This window comes from Cryobacterium frigoriphilum (assembly GCF_004403305.1).
Classification (GTDB): Bacteria; Actinomycetota; Actinomycetes; order Actinomycetales; family Microbacteriaceae; genus Cryobacterium; species Cryobacterium frigoriphilum.
On record NZ_SOHE01000028.1, the window covers coordinates 1 to 17,655 of the forward strand.

Here is a 17,655-nt window from a genome sequence, read left to right on the forward strand (position 1 = left end):
CGTCGCCCGCCCCACGCCCGGCCCCCGGCGCCCCGCCACCCCCGCCCGCGACCCGCAGGGAATGAACCCATGACTCTCACCGAAACCACAACCGCGCGTCCCACCTTCGGGGCCGGCGGCGCTGAGCCCTACGCGGCCGCGCTGCAGAACGAGGCGAACGTGCTGTACCTGCACAGTGTGCACTCCACGCACAGCGCCGGCATGGCCCCGATGGACGCCGGCCGCTGGAGCGCCGACGCGGATGCCACCGACCATTCCCTGCTCGAGGGCGCGGCCGGCCCGGTGCTCGACATCGGCTGCGGCCCGGGGCGCATGGTGCGCGCCGCCATGGACCGCGGACTCTCAGCGGTCGGCGTCGACGTCTCGCCGACGGCGGTGCGCATCGCGCTCGCCGCGGGCCTCACGGTGCTCAACCGTTCGGTGTTCGACCAGATTCCGCTCGAGGGAACCTGGGGCACCCTGCTGCTCGTCGACGGCAACATCGGCATCGGCGGCAACCCCGAAGCCCTGCTGCGGCGCTGCGCGGCCCTGCTCGGCCGTGACGGCGAGCTCATCGTCGAGGTCAGCGGCGATCCCGCCCACGAAGCGTCATACGAGGGCACCATCGAGGACTCCCTCGGCCGCCGCAGCAGCTCGTTTCCGTGGGCCGAGATCGGCGTCGACGCGCTGCGCCTGCGCGCGGTCGCGGTCGGCCTCTGCGTGACTCAGTCCTGGCTGCTCGATGGCCGCTCGTTCGCACGTCTGGCCCGCAGGTAGAGCCACACCGACAGCCCGCTGCCGAGAAGCAGCAGCACGAGCCAGAAGATCCCCAGGTTCAGCCCGTAATTCAGCGGCAGGATGCTGGGGTTGTTCGGCGTGAAATTCTGCGCCACCAGAATCGGCACCACGATCAGCGACACCATCGACCCGACGACGAGGGTGCCCTGCACGACGGCGATCACCGTGCCCGGCACCTTCTGGCCCGCGCGGCGCAGCAGCAGCCCGGCCCCGAATAGAACGGGAGCCAGAATCGCGTCGTGCAGAATGATCGCGGCGACGATCCAGATCGCGAGGCCCGTGATGCGCGGCAGCCGCACGGTGTCGAACATCACGTAGGCGCCCCAGGCGAGCAGGGCCAGACCGACCGCGAGCAGCGTGATCTGGCCGTAGCGGATGGCCCGCCCGACCCCCGCAGACAGAGCCGGCCCGTGAGCATCCGTCGCCCGGCCCGAGGTCGTCGGCCGCGAGGTCGTCGAGCCGGGCACATCCGTCGTCCGCGTCGACCGCGGCTGGGCCGCTGGCCCGGGTGTCGTCACGCTCATGCGTCCATCGCCTCGATTCGGCTCAGCCATTTGGTTTGCAGCACTCCGGGGCGGCCGGGCGCGATCATGCGCGCCGGGTAGCCGTGCTCGAGGTCGAGGGTTTCCCCGTTGAGCTCGAGGGCCACGAGGGTCAGCGGGTCGCGCACGTATTCGCGGCCCATGTCCGTCATGCGAAAGCTGCCGCGTTCTTCGAGGCTGGTGAGGCGAAAAGAGGTCTGCGGCGTCGCCCCGACCGCGTCGGCGAGATCCATCATGCGCACTCCGCGCCACACGGCCATCTGGCTCCAGCCCTCGACGCAGGCGATCGGCAGGGTGACCTCGGTCTGCGGCATGGCTTCGAGTTCGGCGCGGGTGAAGGTCAGCTCGGTGCCGGCGGCGACCACGGTGAGCACCCAGGTGGAGTCCGTTGCGAGGCCGGCGACCTTCGCCTGCTTCGAGGTGCGGTTGACCGGAACGCCCTGCTGGCCCACGCCCTTCTTGCGCGGACCGAACACGTTCACCGCGTCGAGCGGCGCGAAGGTCTGCCCGGCGGTCAGGCCGCCGATCGCGACCGCGCTCACCCCGATCGTGGCGAGAAAGCCGCGCCGGCTGACCCGGGAGGGCAGCGCCGGGGTGCTGTCGATGTAGTTGATGATGCGACCGGTGATGCCGCCGGGGCGGGTCGTACCCCAGAGGCGCACTTCTTCGGGGTTCGCCGCCCGGTTGGGGGAGGCGGCGTCGACGAGGTGGTCGGTCGGTGTCAGCGAGTGTGCTGCCGTGGGCGCAAGTTCGCTGCCGGGGCCGCCCGCAGATCCGCCGTCGACGTCGTCGTCGTCCCGGGAGGCGGCATCCGCTTTCTTACGCCAGTTGGCGACGATGATCGGCAGCTTCACGCCGATGTGAATCGCGAGCAACCCGATCAGCACCCAGCCGAGCGCGAAGTGCACCTGGCGAAACGGGAACGGCCACGGATACCACTGATAGGTGTTGACGAGGCCGATCGTGATCTGCACGAGTGACGCGCCCACGAACAGCGCGATCGAGGCGCGCTCGAGCACATTGGCGAAGGACTTCACCGGCGGCCAGGCGAACAGGGCCGGAAAAATCACGTAGAGCTTAGCGAGCAGCAGCGGAAAGCAGAGGATTCCGGCGACAATGTGGGTGCCCTGGGTGAACTGGTAGAGAAACTCGGGGCGGGTCGCGAAACGCATCCACGGCAGCGGATCCTGCAGAAAGTGGCTGTAGAGCCCGGTGCCGAAACAGACCAGAAACGCCGCTCCCAGCAGCCGCCCGATCACCGTCGCCATGCGGGGAGTGCGCACCGGCGATGCCAGTGCGCGTTGGGCCTCGTACATCAGTCGCCGCATACTCAATTGCACCACTTTCGAAGCGGATGTGCCCCCTCATTTCGCCCCCGAAACCTTACGTCCCCGTGAAAACTCGCCGCCAACCCCGCCCTGCCCAGACGCCGCAGTGCCGCGCGGGGTACCGTGGCGCAACCCACTCGCACCCGACCTTGGAGCCCCATGCCCGTCGCCGTCGTCGATTTTGCCCATGTCCGCCTGACCGTGACCGACATCGAGGTGTCGCGCCGGTTCTACGAGGCCGTCTTCGGGTTTCCCGTGGCCTACGAGGCTCCATCAGCGGATGCCGACGCCGCCACCCGCGAACAGCTCGCCTTTCTGTTCGGCGGGGTCATCTACTCCTTTGCGGGAGGTCTGCTCGGGCTGCGTCCTGTCGCCCCGGCCGGCGACCGCCACGACGAGGATCGCGTCGGCCTCGACCACCTGAGTTTCAGCCTCGGCAGCCGCGCGGATCTCGATGACGCCGTGACGGTGCTCGACGGCCTCGGCGTTTCGCACGGCGGCATCAAGGACATCGGTGGTGCGTTCATCCTCGAGTTCCGCGACCCCGACAACATTGCCCTCGAGCTGATGGCCCCGGCCGCGTAGACCGCTGCCAGCGGCCGGCGCGAACCAGGGTGCAGCATCCACTGCCTGCGGCCACCTACCGACGACGCCTGCGGGCGAGGTGTCGCAGATGGCCCCTTGAGCGCGTCGCAGCCCTCGTCAGGTGCCAGAGATGGCCCCTTGAGCTGGCCGCGGGGGCTCGGCGCGGGTCGTCGGGGCGCTCCATGGGGCGCTTTCTGGCTTCTCGCCAGCGAAAAGCCAACAATGGCCCCATGAGCGGCGTCGGCCCGCCGCGAGACGCCAAAAATGGCCCCTTGAACTCGATTGAAGGGGCCGTTTTTGGCTTCTCGCGGAGCGAAGGGGTGCTCCATGGGACGTTTTTTGGCTTCTCGCCAGCGAGATGCCAACAATGGCCCCATGAGCGGATGCCGCGCCACGGCCCCGACCGACCGGCGCGCCCAGCGAGACACCCGAGCCCCAACTTCTTACGTGCCCGTAACACCGCCACGCCCGCGCCGCCGAAACACCGCTGTACCCGCACTCCTGGGGCAGGATGGAGGAGTGCGCACCGTCCTCATCTCTCTCGTACTCGCGGCCAGCGCGGCACTGACCGGGTTCCTGGTCGTGGCTTTTGACATTTTCAAGCCCGGCCCCGACCGAATCCCCCTGCTGATTGGCACCACCGCACTCTGGGCGCTCTTCGCGCTCGCCGTGTTCCTGCTGCGCAGGGTGCAGGGCCGCGCGATCGTGGTGCTGATTCTCGCCGGATCCACCCTGATCGGTGGCGCCGCGATGGCCGGCCCGCCGAACACGAGCACCGACTCGGCCCGGTATGCCTGGGACGGCATCGTTCAGAACGCCGGAATCTCGCCCTACGCCTACACTCCCGCAGACGACCGCCTCGACGAGCTGCGCCCTGACTGGCTGTTTCCGGCGCCGGTGACGGATGCCGACGGCGAGCCCTCCTGCGTCGGCGAACGCCTCGAAACGGTCAAGAAGACAGACTCCCGTGAGGTGTTCTGCTCGACGCTGAACCGCACGACGGTGCCCACCATCTATCCGCCCGCCGCCGAGATCTTTTTCGCCGGCGTGCGAGCGATCACCGGCCCCGCTCCCGGCTACTGGGTGCTGCAGCTGGCCGGCCTGCTGCTGAGCCTCGGCACCACGGTGATGCTGCTCTTCGGCATGCGCCGTCACGGCATCAACCCGCGCTGGGCAGCCCTCTGGGCCTGGTGCCCGCTCGTCGCGACCGAGGCCATCACCAACTCCCACGTCGACATGCTCGGTGTGGTCTTCGTTCTCGCCGCGGTGTTCCTCGCGGCATCGGGCAAACACTGGCTCGGAGGAATCGCCCTCGGCGTCGCGATCGCCGCCAAGCTCATCCCGGTGCTCGCCGCTCCGGCCATGCTGCGTGACCGCGGCTGGAAGATCATCGTCGCCTCGGTCGCCACCTTCGCACTGCTCTATGTGCCCTATGTGCTCGCGACCGGCATCGGCGTGCTCGGCTATCTGCCCGGCTACCTCAGCGAGGAAGGATACGAAGACGGCACCCGCTTCGCCCTCATCAGTCTCGTCGCCCCCGGCGGCGCGGGCGTCATCGTGGCCGGCATCCTGCTGCTGGTCATCGCCGTGCTGGTCATCGTCAAGACCGACCCGGCGCATCCGTGGCTCGGACAGCTCGTGATGATTGGCAGCGCCCTGCTGATCGTCAGCCCCCGCTATCCCTGGTATGCGCTGTTGCTGCTGCCGTTCATCGCGCTGACCGGCCGCTGGGAATGGCTCGCGGTGCCGCTCGCGCTGACGCTGCGGCTGCTGATTCCCGACGACCTCGTGACCCAGCTCGCCACCGGTGCCGCCGTGCTCGTTATTGTCGGCGTCACGCTGTGGCGGCGCCGCGCTGCCCGGGCCGCGCGCACCGCCGGCGCGGACAGCGCTAGTTCTCGAAGCGCAGAACGTTCACGCCCGTGAGATTCCACTCGGTGTCGAGGCCGTAACCCAGCACGGCGAGCTTCACGGTCACGCTCGGGCGCCAGTCCTGCTTGTTGCTCGTCACGAGCCAGACCGTGTCGATGCCCGCGAACCGGTCGGTCACCTCGTCGAGTGGATACCGCGTCTCCCATAACTGTCCCGTCTCGGCCGCCGGGGTCTTGAGCTTGACGTCGAGCAGCCCGGCGAAGGCATCCGGGTACGAATACGCGATCACCCGCGTCGTCGCCGACGGATGCTGCCGCACCGGTCCATAGATAATGGCCTCCCCGGTGCCGGCCGGCTCCAGGGCGCGTTCGGCGGCGATCAGGTCGGCGACCTCGTTCCACGAGGACTGCTGCTTGGCCTCCGGCAGCCGCTGGGCGATATAGCCGGGCGCGGTGAGGGCAACACAGGCGAGCACCGCCGTCATCCGCAGCCAGGGCCGGGGCAGCGCGCTCACGGCGACGGCCATCAGAATCGCGGCCGCCGGCGCGGAAAACGCCAGGTAACGGGGTGAAAACACGGGAGTCATCAGGAGCGAGATCACGATCAGGGCGAGCGTCGGAACGATCAGCCACGGCAGCACGAGGGCGAGCAGCGAGGGCATGCCCGGCACCATCGTGGTCACGGGTGACCGCGGCGACGCGGCCGCACGCCGGTGCCAGGCCCGGCTGCCGAGCACGCCGAGACCACCCAGAATGAGTGCCCAGCCGAACACCGCGAATGCCGGATTGAATAGAAACCACTGCACGACCACGATGTCGTCAAACGTGGTCGCGCCGATCTCTTTGATCCAGCCGACCTGACCGGCCTGGCCGACAACCTCGTCGACAAAGGGCAGCAGCACGAGCGCGGCGGCGACGGATGCCCCGAGCCACCCCCAGAGTGCGGCCCGCCCGCCGCTCCCAGCGGTGCGCGCGGCCCTGGCCGTGCAGACCGCGGTCACGCCGTGGGCGACGACCACGAGGGAGACGTAGAGAAACAGGGTCGTGGCGACGATCGCGAGTACGGCGTAGAGCAGCCACCAGAGGCCCGCCCTCCAGAGCGCTGCGCGGCGCTGATCGCTGCTCGCCGCCGTGCGGCGCGATGCGGCCAGAAAGACGAGGGTCAGCAGCAGTGCGCACACCGTTGAGAGGGCAAAAGAACGCCCCTCCTCGCCCATCCAGGTGATGCGGGGCAGCAGGCAGAAGAGCAGCCCGGCCAGCACCGCGGTGGCCCGGGGGGCGAACCGGCGCACGAGGGGCACGATGAGCGCGGCCGCGACGCCCGTTGCGATTGCGCTCGGCAGCCGCAGGGTGAAGGGGGTGTAGCCGACGAGGTCGAACCACACGTGCACGAGGGCGTAGAAGAGGCCGTGTACCGCGTCGACGGAGTCGAGCATGTCGGCGAGCTGGGCCCAGCTGCGGGTTGCACCGATCACGGTGGCGGCCTCGTCGTACCAGAGCGAGGGCACCCACGAGAAGGCGACGGCAAGGGTGAACCCGAACAGGCCGATCAGTAGGGCGTCGGTCGTGCCCGGCCGCATCCGCTTGCCTCGTGCCGTGCGCGGCCGAGCGACGGTGTTCCCGGGGCCGCGTCCCGACCCGAGCGCGGGCGCGGCGGTTTCGGGCAGGGCGGCCGCCGTCGGGGCGGGCGCCGTGGTCGCGGATGGCACCGTGGTCGCGGAGGGCACTGTGGATGGGGGCATCGGGTCTGGCCTCTGTTCAAGGTCGGGCAACGAAGGGGCAATCGCCGGGGACGGGCCGAGGCGACGCGGGGGAGCATGTCCCGCTTCGGGCGGCGGTGCCCGGTAGTCGGCAGGTGTTCACGTGAGGCCGTGAATTCTGCGTGCGTGTCGAGAATAGGGGATTGGGCTGTGGGGCGGAAGGGCGGGGCATCCGTGCCGGGCAGATCGGCAGCAACGCGCACCGGCGGCCGGTGCTTCAGCTGTCGCCCCGCATGCACAGCCGCGCATGCACAGACGCGCATGCACAGCCCCGCATGCACAGACGCGCATGCATAGAAAGGCCCGCCGCGTTGTGCGCGACGGGCCTTTCGGATACTGCTAGCTGTGCAGCGTTGTGCAGGACTAGCGGTTGTTACTCGGTGGCGACGGTGATCTTCGCGATGCCGACGAGCAGCTGGTCAGCAACGGCGTCGGTGGCGAAGGTGTCGTTCAGCAGGCCGGCGGCGACGGAGGAGATGTGAACCGTGGTGCCTTCGAGGATGGCGTTGGTGCCGTCCATCTCGAGGGGCTTGAGGGTTCCGCCGTAGAGGTTGAAGAGAAGGGCCTGCTCGGCGGCGACCTCGCCGTTGACCGTGACGTCACCGAAGAGCTCGGAGGTGCCCGGGTCGATGGTGAAGTTGGTCAGCTCGACCGTGGTCTCACCGGCGGTGAGGCTGAAGCCGGAGCCTTCGTGCTCGAGGCTGCCCTGAACGAACGGACGGTAGTCTTCCTCGGGGTCGTAGTAGTCCACGTTTCCGCCGGTGATCGGGAAGATCAGGCTGCCGTCGACCAGGGTCGCGGTGCCGACGGTGCCGGGGGTCAGGCCCAGGCTCGTGAGGGCCGCGGCGAAGTCGGCGTCGAGCAGAACGGCGGTGTCAACACCGTTGTCGAGCGACGGGATCGACGCGAGGGGGACCGGGCTGGACTCGGCCGACGAGGAGGATTCCGGAGCCGACGAGGAGCCGGTGGAAGCGGGGGTGGTGGAGCAGGCAGCGAGGCCGGCGATGAGCATTCCGGCGGAAGCGAAGCCCAGTGCGGTCTTGGTGATTTTGCGCATGATGTGATCCTTTGTCTCGGTTGTCCCGTTGGTGTGTTGGGGTATGACAGGTGTTCGGTTCCATGCGGAGAATGGTTTGGAATTGACTGGCTCTGTTATCGTTCTGTTATCAAGTTCAGCAAACACTCAGGCAAAATCCCCGTAATTACGCGGATGTTCCCGGGCCGAATATTTTTGGTCACACCAAACCTGCCCCCCGTGCAGGGGAGCAGCGCGACGGTCGCAGCTAGAAGTTGCGAAAGCGGTCGGGCGCTATGTCCCACGGGTCTTTGCCGAGCAACTCGGCGATGCCGCGAAAGACGCAACTCTCGATCATCATGCGCTGGTGCGCCTCGTCGTTGAGGTGCAGGCGCGACAGTCGCTGAATCGGCAGCCGATAGAACACGACTCGCCCCTCGGCGGCCGACACGCTCCAGCGCTGCACGCCGACATCCTCGGGCACGGTGCGCGGCCCGGCCGCGGTCAGGAACGTGATGTGGGCCAGTTCGTCGGGCCAGACGCCCCGCAGGTAGTCCACGGTCGACGCGACGGTCAGGTCGAACAGGTCGATGCGGGTGCGCAGCGGCGGTAGAAAAGGCCCGGTCGCCGAACTGCGGATGCCACGGCCGTGGCGGTCGCGCCCCCGCCCGCGCGCCGTCGGCTCCGGAGTGGCGGATCGACGAGATCGAGGCATAGGGCCAGTGTAGTTCGGCCCGTTGCCGAGTACGCTGCAAGCAATGGAATCACGAGCGTGCTCCCGCGTGGCATGTCAGGCTTCGGCCGTGGCCACCCTCACCTTCGACTATTCCGACGCGCTCGCCGTTCTCGGCCCGCTCGCCGTCACCAAGAGTCCGCACAGTTTCGACCTGTGTGCCCGACACGCCCAGCTGACCACGGTGCCCACCGGCTGGAGCCTGATGCGCCACGCCGCCCTCGGCGGGGACCAGCCCGAGCGCTAACGCCGCCGGTCGGCCGCGGCACCCCCGTTCAGGGCGGTGCGGTAGATTCCCCGGTATGAGTTCGTCGGAAGAAGCCATAGCCCATCTGTCCGCGGTTGTCCGGTCCTACGACGTGCGCGGCCGCGTCGGGCAGGAACTGACCGCACCCATCGTGCGCGCGCTCGGCGCGGCCTTCGCTGACGAGGTGACGGCCCAGCAGGTCGGAGCGCCGCACGTCGAGATTGTCGTTGGTCACGATATGCGGCAGTCCTCGGCCGAGTTCGCGGATGCGTTCGCCGACGGCGCCGAGCAGCGGGGGGCATCCGTCGTCATGATCGGCCTCTGCTCGACCGACGAGACCTACTTCATGTCGGGTCGCGACAGCGTGCCCGCCGTCATGGTGACCGCGAGCCACAACCCCGCCGAGTACAACGGACTCAAGTTCTCGCGGGCCGGCGCCACCTCGATGAGCTGGGACACCGGTCTGAGCGCCGTGCGCGAGCGGGCTGCCGGCTACCTGAGCGACGGCATCGAACCCGCTGCGGTGCCGGGTGGCCGCCGGCAAGCGGATGTCCTTCCCGCCTACGCGGCGCACCTGCGGTCCCTGGTCGACCTGGCTCCGGTGCGCCCGCTGCGCGTCGTCATCGACGCCGGCAACGGCATGGCCGGGCTCACCGTACCCGCCGTGCTGGGCGCTGCGGCAGGCCTGGACGTCGTGCCGATCGAGGTGATTCCGCTGTACTTCGAGCTCGACGGCAGCTTTCCCAACCATGCGCCGAACCCGATGCTGCCGCAGAGCGTGCTCGACCTGCAGCAGGCCGTCATCGCCCACGAGGCCGACCTCGGGCTCGCCTTCGACGGTGACGCCGACCGCTGCTTCGTCATCGACGAGGCCGGCGCGGCCGTCGATCCGTCCGCGCTCGCCGCGATCGTCGCCCGGCGCCTGATCGCGCGCGATCGCACGGCCGACCCCGACGCCGAGGTTGTGGTGCTGCTGAACCTCGTGACCTCGCGGCGCCTGTCCGAAACGATTGAGGCGTCCGGCGCGGTGCCGGTCGTCACCAGGGTCGGTCATTCGCTGATCAAGGAGGACATGCGCGAAACCGGCGCCGTCTTCGGCGCGGAGCACTCCGGCCACTACTACTTTCGGGACTTCTTCGGCGCCGACAACGGCCTGCTCACCGCGCTGCACGTGCTCGCCGAACTCGGCGGCCAGCCGCTGCCCCTGTCGGCGCTCGCCGCCGCGGTCGCGCCCTACGCGATGTCGGGCGAGATCAACCTCGAGGTCGACGACGTGCCCGGCGCCTACGCGAGCCTCGTCGAGGCCTACAGCGGCGCCGCGGACTTCGACGAATTCGACGGCCTGACCGTGACCGGACTCACGAGCACGACCGAACCGTTCTGGTGGTTCAACGTGCGCCCGTCGAACACCGAGCCCGTGCTGCGGCTCAACGTCGAGGCCGGGACCCCGGCCGAAATGGTGCGTGTGCGCGACGCGGTGCTCGCCCTGCTCGAGCCCTGAGCGGAGCGGCCGTCCCCGCGCGCGGCGTCATGCGGGCGCGGGGCCGCGCCGCAACCCACTAACGTCGGGAGGGCAAAGCAGTACCCGCAATGGTTCGACCCGCGTCGCTCTCGACGCGGCGCGATCGTTCTTATCCCGCTGGAGCACCACCATGGCCCCTGATTCCCTGGCCAGCACGACACCCCCGACACTCTCCACGACAGCGGATGCGGCATCCGCTTCCCCCGGAAGCCTCGGTGTGCCGGGGGGAACGCCGCAGCTCTCCCGCACGCTGAAGCCCCGCCACCTCTCGATGATCGCCATCGCCGGTGTCATCGGGGCCGGACTCTTCGTCGGATCGGGCGCGGCGATCAAGGAGGCCGGCCCCGGAATCCTGGTGGCCTACGCGGCCGCCGGGTTCGTCGTGATTCTCGTCATGCGGATGCTCGGGGAGATGGCCGCGGCCAGCCCGGAGACCGGATCGTTCTCGGCCTACGCCGATCGGGCCCTCGGCCGCTGGGCCGGATTCAGCATCGGCTGGCTCTACGCCTGGTTCTGGATCATCGTGCTCGGCATCGAGGCCACGGCCGGCGCCGCGATCGTGCATCGTTGGGTGCCGGGCGTCGATCAATGGGTCTGGGCACTCGTTCTCATGGTGCTGCTGACCCTCACCAACGTCGCCTCCGTCAAGTCGTTTGGCGAGTTCGAATTCTGGTTCGCGTCGATCAAGGTCGCCGCGATCGTCGTCTTTCTGCTGCTCGGCGTCGTCGCGATCCTCGGCCTGATGCCCGGCGTTCCGGCGCCAGGGCTCTCCAACCTCACCGGCCAGGGCGGGTTCTTCCCGAACGGCAGCGGGGCCGTGCTCGGCGGTGTGCTCGTGGTCGTGTTCTCGTTCTTCGGCGCCGAGATCGCCACGATCGCCGCCGGCGAATCCGAGAACCCGGTCGACGCCGTGCGCAAGGCCGTGCGCTCGACGGTGTGGCGCATCCTGATCTTCTACATCGGGTCGATCGCGGTCGTGGTCACCGTGTTGCCGTGGGATGCGGCATCCGTCACGAAGAGTCCCTACGTTGCGGCGATCGAGCTGTACGGAATTCCCGGCGCCGGCACGATCATGGACATCATCGTGCTGACCTCGGTCTTGTCGTGCCTCAACTCGGGGCTCTACACGGCGAGCCGCATGCTCTTCTCGCTCGCGGTGCGCGGTGACGCCCCGAAGGCGTGGACGCACATTTCGAAGCGCGGCGTGCCGCGCAGCGCGGTGCTCGCCTCGACCGTGGTCGGCTTCTTGACGGTTGGGCTCAACTACCTCGCTCCCGACACAGTGTTCCTGTTCCTCGTGAACACCTCCGGCGCGATCGCGCTCTTCGTCTGGCTCGTCATCGCGGTGTCGCAGCTCATTCTGCGGCGCCGGCTGAGTCCCGAACAGACCCGCGCCCTCTCCCTGAAGATGTGGCTGTTTCCGTACCTGACCTGGTTCGCGATCGCGAGCATCCTCGCGCTGCTGGTCGGCATGCTCGTCATCGAGAAGACTCGCGAATCTCTGCTGCTTTCGGTGCTGCTCGCCGCGGTGCTCGTGACCGTCGGCGTGCTGCGCTACCGCAAGCGCCCGCTCCCCGTCGCCTGAGTACATGTGCCGGGTGAGCAATTTTGCACTTGCCGCGGGATTCGTGGGGCGTGGCCTGCGCGAGTTCTGTCGATAAGTGATAGCTGTGAGCGGGCGACCTGCATATAGGGGCTTGCCTCGCTCACAGCTGTCACTGATCGACAGCGGATGCCCCGCCTCGGGCTCCCGCGCGCATCTCGGCTCGTGTGCCGGCCGGGTTGGTGGCGAGCTCCGGAGCAGCGCCGTGGGAAGTAGGTGGTGTCGATAGGTGATAGCTGTGAGCGGGCGACCTGCATATAGGGGCTTGCCTCGCTCACAGCTGTCACTGATCGACAGCGGATGCCCCGCCCCCGGGGTCCCGGGCGCATCTCGGCTTGTGTGCCGGCCGGGTTGGTGGCGAGCTCCGGAGCAGCGGCATAGGCCTCGGTCGCGGCGGCGAGGGCTTCCTCGTTCGAGACGAAGACCGGGGCAACGCGCGCAGTGGGTGAGGGCGCCGGTGCCGGGGGAGCAGGCTCAGGGGTGGCGGCGCATCCGCTCAGTGCGACAACGACTGCGACAGCAACGAGTCTTGCCAGAATTTCGCGGGAACGTGGGCGCATGCGGTCACCGTAGGGCACCGGCCCCCGCCGTGGGAGTTTTCCACAGGCCGGATTTCGCCCACCCCGTGTTTTGCTTCGCGAGTGAGCATTTTACGCACTCCCGACGCGCGGGAACTGCATAAATTGCTCTCGGGGCCCGCGCAGCCGATCGAGCTAGACCGCCGTGCGCGTCCCGCCGTGCAGGGCCCGCACCAGCGGCGCAAGCTCGGGTATCGCCTCGGCCGCGCACAGCGCCGCTTCGAGCGCGTCGTCGTGCACGGGCCGCGCCGCGAGCAGCAGCTTCTGCCCGGCCGGGGTGAGTTCGGTGTAGATTCCTCGGCGATCATCGGCGCAGAGGATGCGGGTCAGCAGCTGCCGATCTTCCAACCGGTTCACGAGACGGGTCGTCGCGCTGCTCGAGAGCGCGGTCGCATGGGCGAGCTGCTGCATGCGCATGTGCCAGCCGTCCTGACGGCTGAGTGCGTCGAGCACCGTGTACTCCACGACCGAGAGCGCGGCCTGGGCCTGCAACGCACGCTCCAGCTCGGTGTCGATGGCGCCGTGTAGGGCGGCGAGGGTGCGCCAGCCGCGTGCGCGCAGTTCGACGGCGTCGTCTTCGATGCTCATCAGTGCCTCCTGAGGGGTTCAGTAGATTACCGTTGCGTACGCGTTTAGCTAGCGTCTGCAATCAATTCATGCAAGAATATATAACGCGCTTGCAACTACTAGCGTACGCGTTGTAACGGGCTCGCGCCCGCCGCCGCGCCACCATCCGCTTGTTCCAAGGAGTTTCACATGCCCATCAGCCTGATTGCCCTCGCGCTCGGGGGGTTCGGCATCGGACTCACCGAATTCGTCATCATGGGCCTGCTGCCCGAGGTCGCCGCGGACTTCACTGTCAGCCCGGCGGTCGCCGGCTGGCTCATCTCCGGCTACGCGCTGAGCGTCGTCGTCGGCGCCCTCGGCCTGACCGCGGCCGTGACCCGGTTTTCCCGCAAGCGTGTGCTCGTCGCCCTGATGGTGCTCTTCATCGCGGGCAACCTGCTCTCGGCCCTCGCCCCCAGCTACGAAATCATGCTCGCCGGTCGCATCATCGCCGCCCTCTGCCACGGCGCCTTCTTCGGCATCGGCTCGGTCGTCGCGGCCGACCTCGTTCCCGAAAACAAGAAGGCCGCCGCCATCGCGATCATGTTCACCGGCCTGACGACCGCGAACGTGCTCGGCGTTCCGCTCGGCACCCTGCTGGGCCAGGCCTTCGGCTGGCGTTCCACGTTCTGGGCGATCACCGCGATCGGCATCGTCGCCCTGCTGGGACTCGTATTTCTCGTACCCAGCATGAAGGCCCCGCACGCCGCGAGTCTGCGCGGTGAGCTGCGCGCGTTCCGGTCCCCGCAGGTCTGGCTCTCCATCGCCGTGACCATCCTCGGCTTCGGCGGCATGTTCGGCGCCTTCACCTACATCGCCTTCACCCTCACCGAGGTCAGTGGATTCGCCTCGAGCACCGTGCCGTGGCTGCTCATCGTCTTCGGCGTCGGCCTCTTCATCGGCAACACGCTCGGCGGCCGCGCCGCGGACCGCGCCCTCGACAGCACACTCATCGTGCTGCTCGCCGGCCTCACGCTCGTGCTGGTCTTCTTCGCCCTCACCGCGCAGAATCCGGTGGCGACGATCCTGTCCCTCGTGCTGATGGGCTTCTTCGGTTTCGCCATCGTGCCCGGACTCCAGATGAGGGTCATGCGTTTCGCGCCCGGGGCATCCACTCTCGCCTCGGGCGCCAACATCGGCGCGTTCAACCTCGGTAACGCACTGGGCGCCTGGCTCGGCGGCCTGCTGATCACGGCCGGCGGCGGCTACACCGCCCCGATCTGGGCCGGAGCCGCCGCGGCCCTGATAGCCCTCGTCGTCATGGTCGCCGCCGCCCGCCGTCGCTCGGCCCTGACCGCAGCATCAGCCCCGGCATCCGCCCCCGCCGCGTACCATTCGACGGAGTTCGACCCTGAACTGGTCGAAAATCACCCGAAATGACACGAAACCGGCCCGATCTCCGTCGAACGGTACGGCAGCAACCGACTAAGGCAGCGGATGCCCCGGGTCGCCCCGCGCCGCATCCCGCCGCCCCCGCAGCCGGCAATGGCAAGATGGACGCATGACTGTCGCCGCGCCCCCCACCGTTCCCGCGTTCGCTTACAAGATCGCCGATCTCTCCCTCGCCGAAGCCGGCCGCCACCAGCTGCGCCTGGCCGAGAACGAGATGCCGGGGCTCATGGCCCTCCGCGCCGAATTCGGCGACTCCAAGCCCCTCACCGGCGCCCGCATCGCCGGATCCCTGCACATGACCGTGCAGACCGCCGTACTCATCGAGACCCTCGTCGACCTCGGCGCGCAGGTGCGCTGGGCCAGCTGCAACATCTTCTCCACCCAAGACGACGCGGCCGCCGCGATCGCCGTCGGCCCGACCGGAACAGTGGATGCCCCCGCCGGCGTTCCCGTCTTCGCCTGGAAGGGTGAATCCCTCGAGGACTACTGGTGGTGCACGCAGCAGATCTTCGACTGGAGCGCTGAAAGCTCCGCTGCCGGAGCGACCTGGACCGGCCCGAACATGATCCTTGATGACGGCGGCGACGCCACGATGCTCGTGCACAAGGGCCGCGAATTCGAACTGGCGGGTGCGGTTCCGGCCGATGCCGCCGGCGACAGCCACGAATACGGCGTGATCCTCGCCGCCCTGCGCCGCTCGCTCGCCGAGTCGACCGACCGCTGGACCCTCGTCGCGGCCGACCTGCTCGGCGTCACCGAAGAGACCACCACCGGAGTGCACCGCCTCTACGAGCTCTTCGCCGCGAAGGAACTGCTGTTCCCGGCCATCAACGTCAACGACTCGGTCACCAAGAGCAAGTTCGACAACAAGTACGGCATCCGGCACTCCCTCCCCGACGGTCTCAACCGGGCGACGGATGTCCTGATCGGCGGCAAGGTCGTCTTCGTCGCCGGGTACGGTGACGTCGGCAAGGGAGCCGCGGAGGCGCTCCGCGGCCAGGGTGCCCGCGTCATCGTGAGCGAGATCGATCCGATCAACGCCCTGCAGGCGGCAATGGATGGCTTCCAGGTCGCCCGCATCGAATCCGTCGTCGAGCAGGTGGACATTTTCGTCAGCGGTACCGGCAACCTCAGTGTGATCGGCGTCGACCACATGCTGCGCATGAAGCACCTCGCGATCGTCGCGAACGTCGGACACTTCGACAATGAGATCGACATGGCGGCGCTCGAAGCCCTGCCCGGTGCGACCAAGGTCGAGATCAAGCCGCAGGTGCACGAGTGGCACCTGCCGAGCGGTCGCAGTGTGCTCGTGTTGTCGGAGGGTCGCCTGATGAACCTCGGCAATGCCACCGGACACCCCTCGTTCGTCATGAGCAACTCGTTCACCAACCAGGTCCTGGCACAGATCGAGCTGTATTGCACGCCGGAGAACTACCCGATCGGGGTGTATGTGCTGCCGAAGCACCTCGACGAGAAGGTCGCCCGCCTGCACCTCGACGCCCTCGGCGTGGAGTTGACCGTGCTGACCGACGAGCAGTCCGCCTACATCGGCGTGCCCGTCAACGGCCCCTACAAGGTCGACCACTACCGCTACTAACCCAGCGCATGCCCGCTGGTTCAGCGCGGCTCAACCAGCGTCGCTGGTTGAGCCTGCGCGCATAGCGCGCTGGTCGAAACCCCGCAGGCCGACCTCGAGACCCGGCCGTGCTGCTCCGAGGTCTGGCGTGCGTGGTTTCGACCGCTCCTTCGTCGCGGCTCAACCAGCGGATCGTCGCTGGTTGAGCCTGCGCGCGTAGCGCGCTGGTCGAAACCCCGCAGGCCGGCCTCAAGACCCGGCCGTGCTGCTCCGAGGTCTGGCGTGCGTGGTTTCGACCGCTCCTTCGTCGCGGCTCAACCAGCGGGTCCTCGCTGGTTGAGCCTGCGCGCGTAGCGCGCTGGTCGAAACCTCGCAGGCCGATCTCAAGACCCGGCCGCGTTGCTCCGAGGTTGGTTTCGACCGCTCCTTCGTCGCGGCTCAACCAGCGGGTCCTCGCTGGTTGAGCCTGCGCGCGTAGCGCGCTGGTCGAAACCCCGCAGGCCGATCTCAAGACCCGGCCGCGTTGCTCCGAGGTTGGTTTCGACCGCTCCTTCGTCGCGGCTCAACCAGCGGATCCTCGCTGGTTGAGCCTGCGCGCGTAGCGCGCTGGTCGAAACCCCGCAGGCCGGCCTCGAGACCCGGCCGCGTTGCTCCGAGGTCTGGCGTGCGTGGTTTCGACCGCTCCTTCGTCGCGGCTCAACCAGCGGATCGTCGCTGGTTGAGCCTGCGCGCGTAGCGCGCTGGTCGAAACCCCGCAGGCCGACCTCAAGACCCGGCCGTGCTGCTTTGAGTCTCGGCTTGCGTGGTTTCGTCGCGGCTCAACCGGCGGATGCTCGCGCGCAGAGTTCGGGAAGCCTCGAATCCCGGGGTTACGGGGAGGTTACGAGCGGGTTGCGGGCAGACGACACGCCCGGGGTGGAGCCTGTAATTGACGGGTGTTCAGGGGAGCCGTAATGTAATCACACGTACCCCACAGGTTCGGAAAGCTGTTCAGCTGCCGGCCTCAAGCGGGACCAGTTATGGAGCGCGAACCGCAAGGTTCCACACCATGGCGCAGAGCCTCCACCAGAGTGTTCGACCGGCCGAAACGCCGACTTGACAGCGTCTGGCTGGGTGGCTAAGTTAGACAAGTTGCCCCAGAGCGACCGCCCATTATACGGGTTTGAAGCTGGGTGCGTCCGATCCTTGAGAACTCAACAGCGTGCACAATGTCAAATGCCAAAAACCTCGTGGTTGTGGTCCCGTTTCTAGCGGGTAGCAGCCAAGAGATTCCTTTGGAAATAATATTGAACAAGTCCTGACCTTCGGGTTGGGCAACTAACAACAAAGCAAGTCAGTAATGATTTGTTCTGTCAGTTTCAAACTTGTTGTTTCTTCGCCTATTCCGGCGGGTTACAGCACTAGATGGGCACATGATCTTTGGGTTGTGGAGCTATTCAAACATTTACGGAGAGTTTGATCCTGGCTCAGGACGAACGCTGGCGGCGTGCTTAACACATGCAAGTCGAACGGTGAAGGGG

Annotated in this window: 14 protein-coding genes and 1 rRNA gene; 9 read left to right on the top strand and 6 right to left on the bottom strand. The window is 67.9% G+C overall.

Annotated elements, in window-relative coordinates; genetic code table 11:
• The first annotated feature begins 69 nt into the window (after positions 1-69).
• Entirely contained in the window at positions 70-756 is a 687-nt protein-coding gene (locus E3T55_RS06200) for a class I SAM-dependent methyltransferase (protein ID WP_134518709.1), read from the top strand.
• On the opposite strand, the gene E3T55_RS06205 is transcribed toward E3T55_RS06200, so the two are convergent.
• Together E3T55_RS06205 and E3T55_RS06210 are read right to left on the bottom strand one after the other, a co-directional pair.
• Complete coding sequence (locus tag E3T55_RS06205) at positions 705-1,301, bottom strand: hypothetical protein (RefSeq protein ID WP_134518710.1); 597 nt, start codon at positions 1,299-1,301, stop codon at positions 705-707. The two genes, E3T55_RS06200 and E3T55_RS06205, sit on opposite strands and share 52 nt — an antisense overlap.
• Positions 1,298-2,662, bottom strand: coding sequence for a molybdopterin-dependent oxidoreductase (locus E3T55_RS06210; protein WP_241992905.1), 1,365 nt, complete (start codon positions 2,660-2,662; stop codon positions 1,298-1,300). Before E3T55_RS06210 ends, E3T55_RS06205 begins: the two co-directional genes overlap by 4 nt.
• Positions 2,663-2,806: 144 nt before the next feature.
• Here E3T55_RS06210 and E3T55_RS06215 point away from each other — a divergent pair, with 144 nt between their 5' ends.
• Together E3T55_RS06215 and E3T55_RS06220 are read left to right on the top strand one after the other, a co-directional pair.
• Positions 2,807-3,232: a VOC family protein gene (locus E3T55_RS06215; RefSeq protein WP_134518711.1), complete on the top strand. Its 426-nt coding sequence runs from the start codon at positions 2,807-2,809 to the stop codon at positions 3,230-3,232.
• Between the two features lie 519 nt (positions 3,233-3,751).
• Positions 3,752-5,158 (top strand): glycosyltransferase family 87 protein, encoded by a 1,407-nt coding sequence (locus tag E3T55_RS06220; RefSeq protein WP_166791698.1) that lies wholly within the window; start codon positions 3,752-3,754, stop codon positions 5,156-5,158.
• On the opposite strand, the gene E3T55_RS06225 is transcribed toward E3T55_RS06220, so the two are convergent.
• The 3 genes from E3T55_RS06225 to E3T55_RS06235 all read right to left on the bottom strand — a co-directional run bounded on the left by E3T55_RS06225 (position 5,124) and on the right by E3T55_RS06235 (position 8,593).
• Positions 5,124-6,845, bottom strand: coding sequence for a glycosyltransferase family 39 protein (locus E3T55_RS06225; protein WP_134518713.1), 1,722 nt, complete (start codon positions 6,843-6,845; stop codon positions 5,124-5,126). The genes E3T55_RS06220 and E3T55_RS06225 overlap by 35 nt on opposite strands.
• A gap of 391 nt (positions 6,846-7,236) precedes the next feature.
• Complete coding sequence (locus E3T55_RS06230) at positions 7,237-7,920, bottom strand: hypothetical protein (protein ID WP_134518714.1); 684 nt, start codon at positions 7,918-7,920, stop codon at positions 7,237-7,239.
• 226 nt (positions 7,921-8,146) lie between these two features.
• Positions 8,147-8,593 carry a metallopeptidase family protein gene (locus E3T55_RS06235; RefSeq protein WP_134518715.1) on the bottom strand — a complete coding sequence of 149 codons (447 nt, stop codon included), beginning with the start codon at positions 8,591-8,593 and terminating at the stop codon, positions 8,147-8,149.
• 43 nt (positions 8,594-8,636) lie between these two features.
• Between E3T55_RS06235 and E3T55_RS06240 the strand changes: the two genes are divergently transcribed.
• The 3 genes from E3T55_RS06240 (at position 8,637) to E3T55_RS06250 (ending at position 11,965) form a co-directional block, all read left to right on the top strand.
• On the top strand, positions 8,637-8,858 hold the full coding sequence (locus tag E3T55_RS06240; RefSeq protein ID WP_134518716.1) for a DUF3499 family protein: 222 nt from the start codon (positions 8,637-8,639) through the stop codon (positions 8,856-8,858).
• A gap of 55 nt (positions 8,859-8,913) precedes the next feature.
• Positions 8,914-10,359, top strand: a complete 1,446-nt coding sequence (locus tag E3T55_RS06245; protein WP_134518717.1) for a phosphohexomutase domain-containing protein — start codon at positions 8,914-8,916, stop codon at positions 10,357-10,359.
• Between the two features lie 151 nt (positions 10,360-10,510).
• Positions 10,511-11,965: an amino acid permease gene (locus E3T55_RS06250; RefSeq protein WP_134518718.1), complete on the top strand. Its 1,455-nt coding sequence runs from the start codon at positions 10,511-10,513 to the stop codon at positions 11,963-11,965.
• A gap of 731 nt (positions 11,966-12,696) precedes the next feature.
• On the opposite strand, the gene E3T55_RS06255 is transcribed toward E3T55_RS06250, so the two are convergent.
• Positions 12,697-13,149, bottom strand: coding sequence for a MarR family winged helix-turn-helix transcriptional regulator (locus tag E3T55_RS06255; protein ID WP_134518719.1), 453 nt, complete (start codon positions 13,147-13,149; stop codon positions 12,697-12,699).
• Positions 13,150-13,317: 168 nt separating this feature from the next.
• Between E3T55_RS06255 and E3T55_RS06260 the strand changes: the two genes are divergently transcribed.
• The 3 genes from E3T55_RS06260 to E3T55_RS06270 form a co-directional block, all read left to right on the top strand.
• Positions 13,318-14,547 carry an MFS transporter gene (locus tag E3T55_RS06260; RefSeq protein ID WP_134518720.1) on the top strand — a complete coding sequence of 410 codons (1,230 nt, stop codon included), beginning with the start codon at positions 13,318-13,320 and terminating at the stop codon, positions 14,545-14,547.
• 121 nt (positions 14,548-14,668) lie between these two features.
• Positions 14,669-16,156: an adenosylhomocysteinase gene (gene ahcY, locus E3T55_RS06265; protein WP_134518721.1), complete on the top strand. Its 1,488-nt coding sequence runs from the start codon at positions 14,669-14,671 to the stop codon at positions 16,154-16,156.
• Between the two features lie 1,422 nt (positions 16,157-17,578).
• Positions 17,579-17,655: ribosomal RNA gene (locus E3T55_RS06270) — 16S ribosomal RNA — on the top strand; the annotation flags it as partial.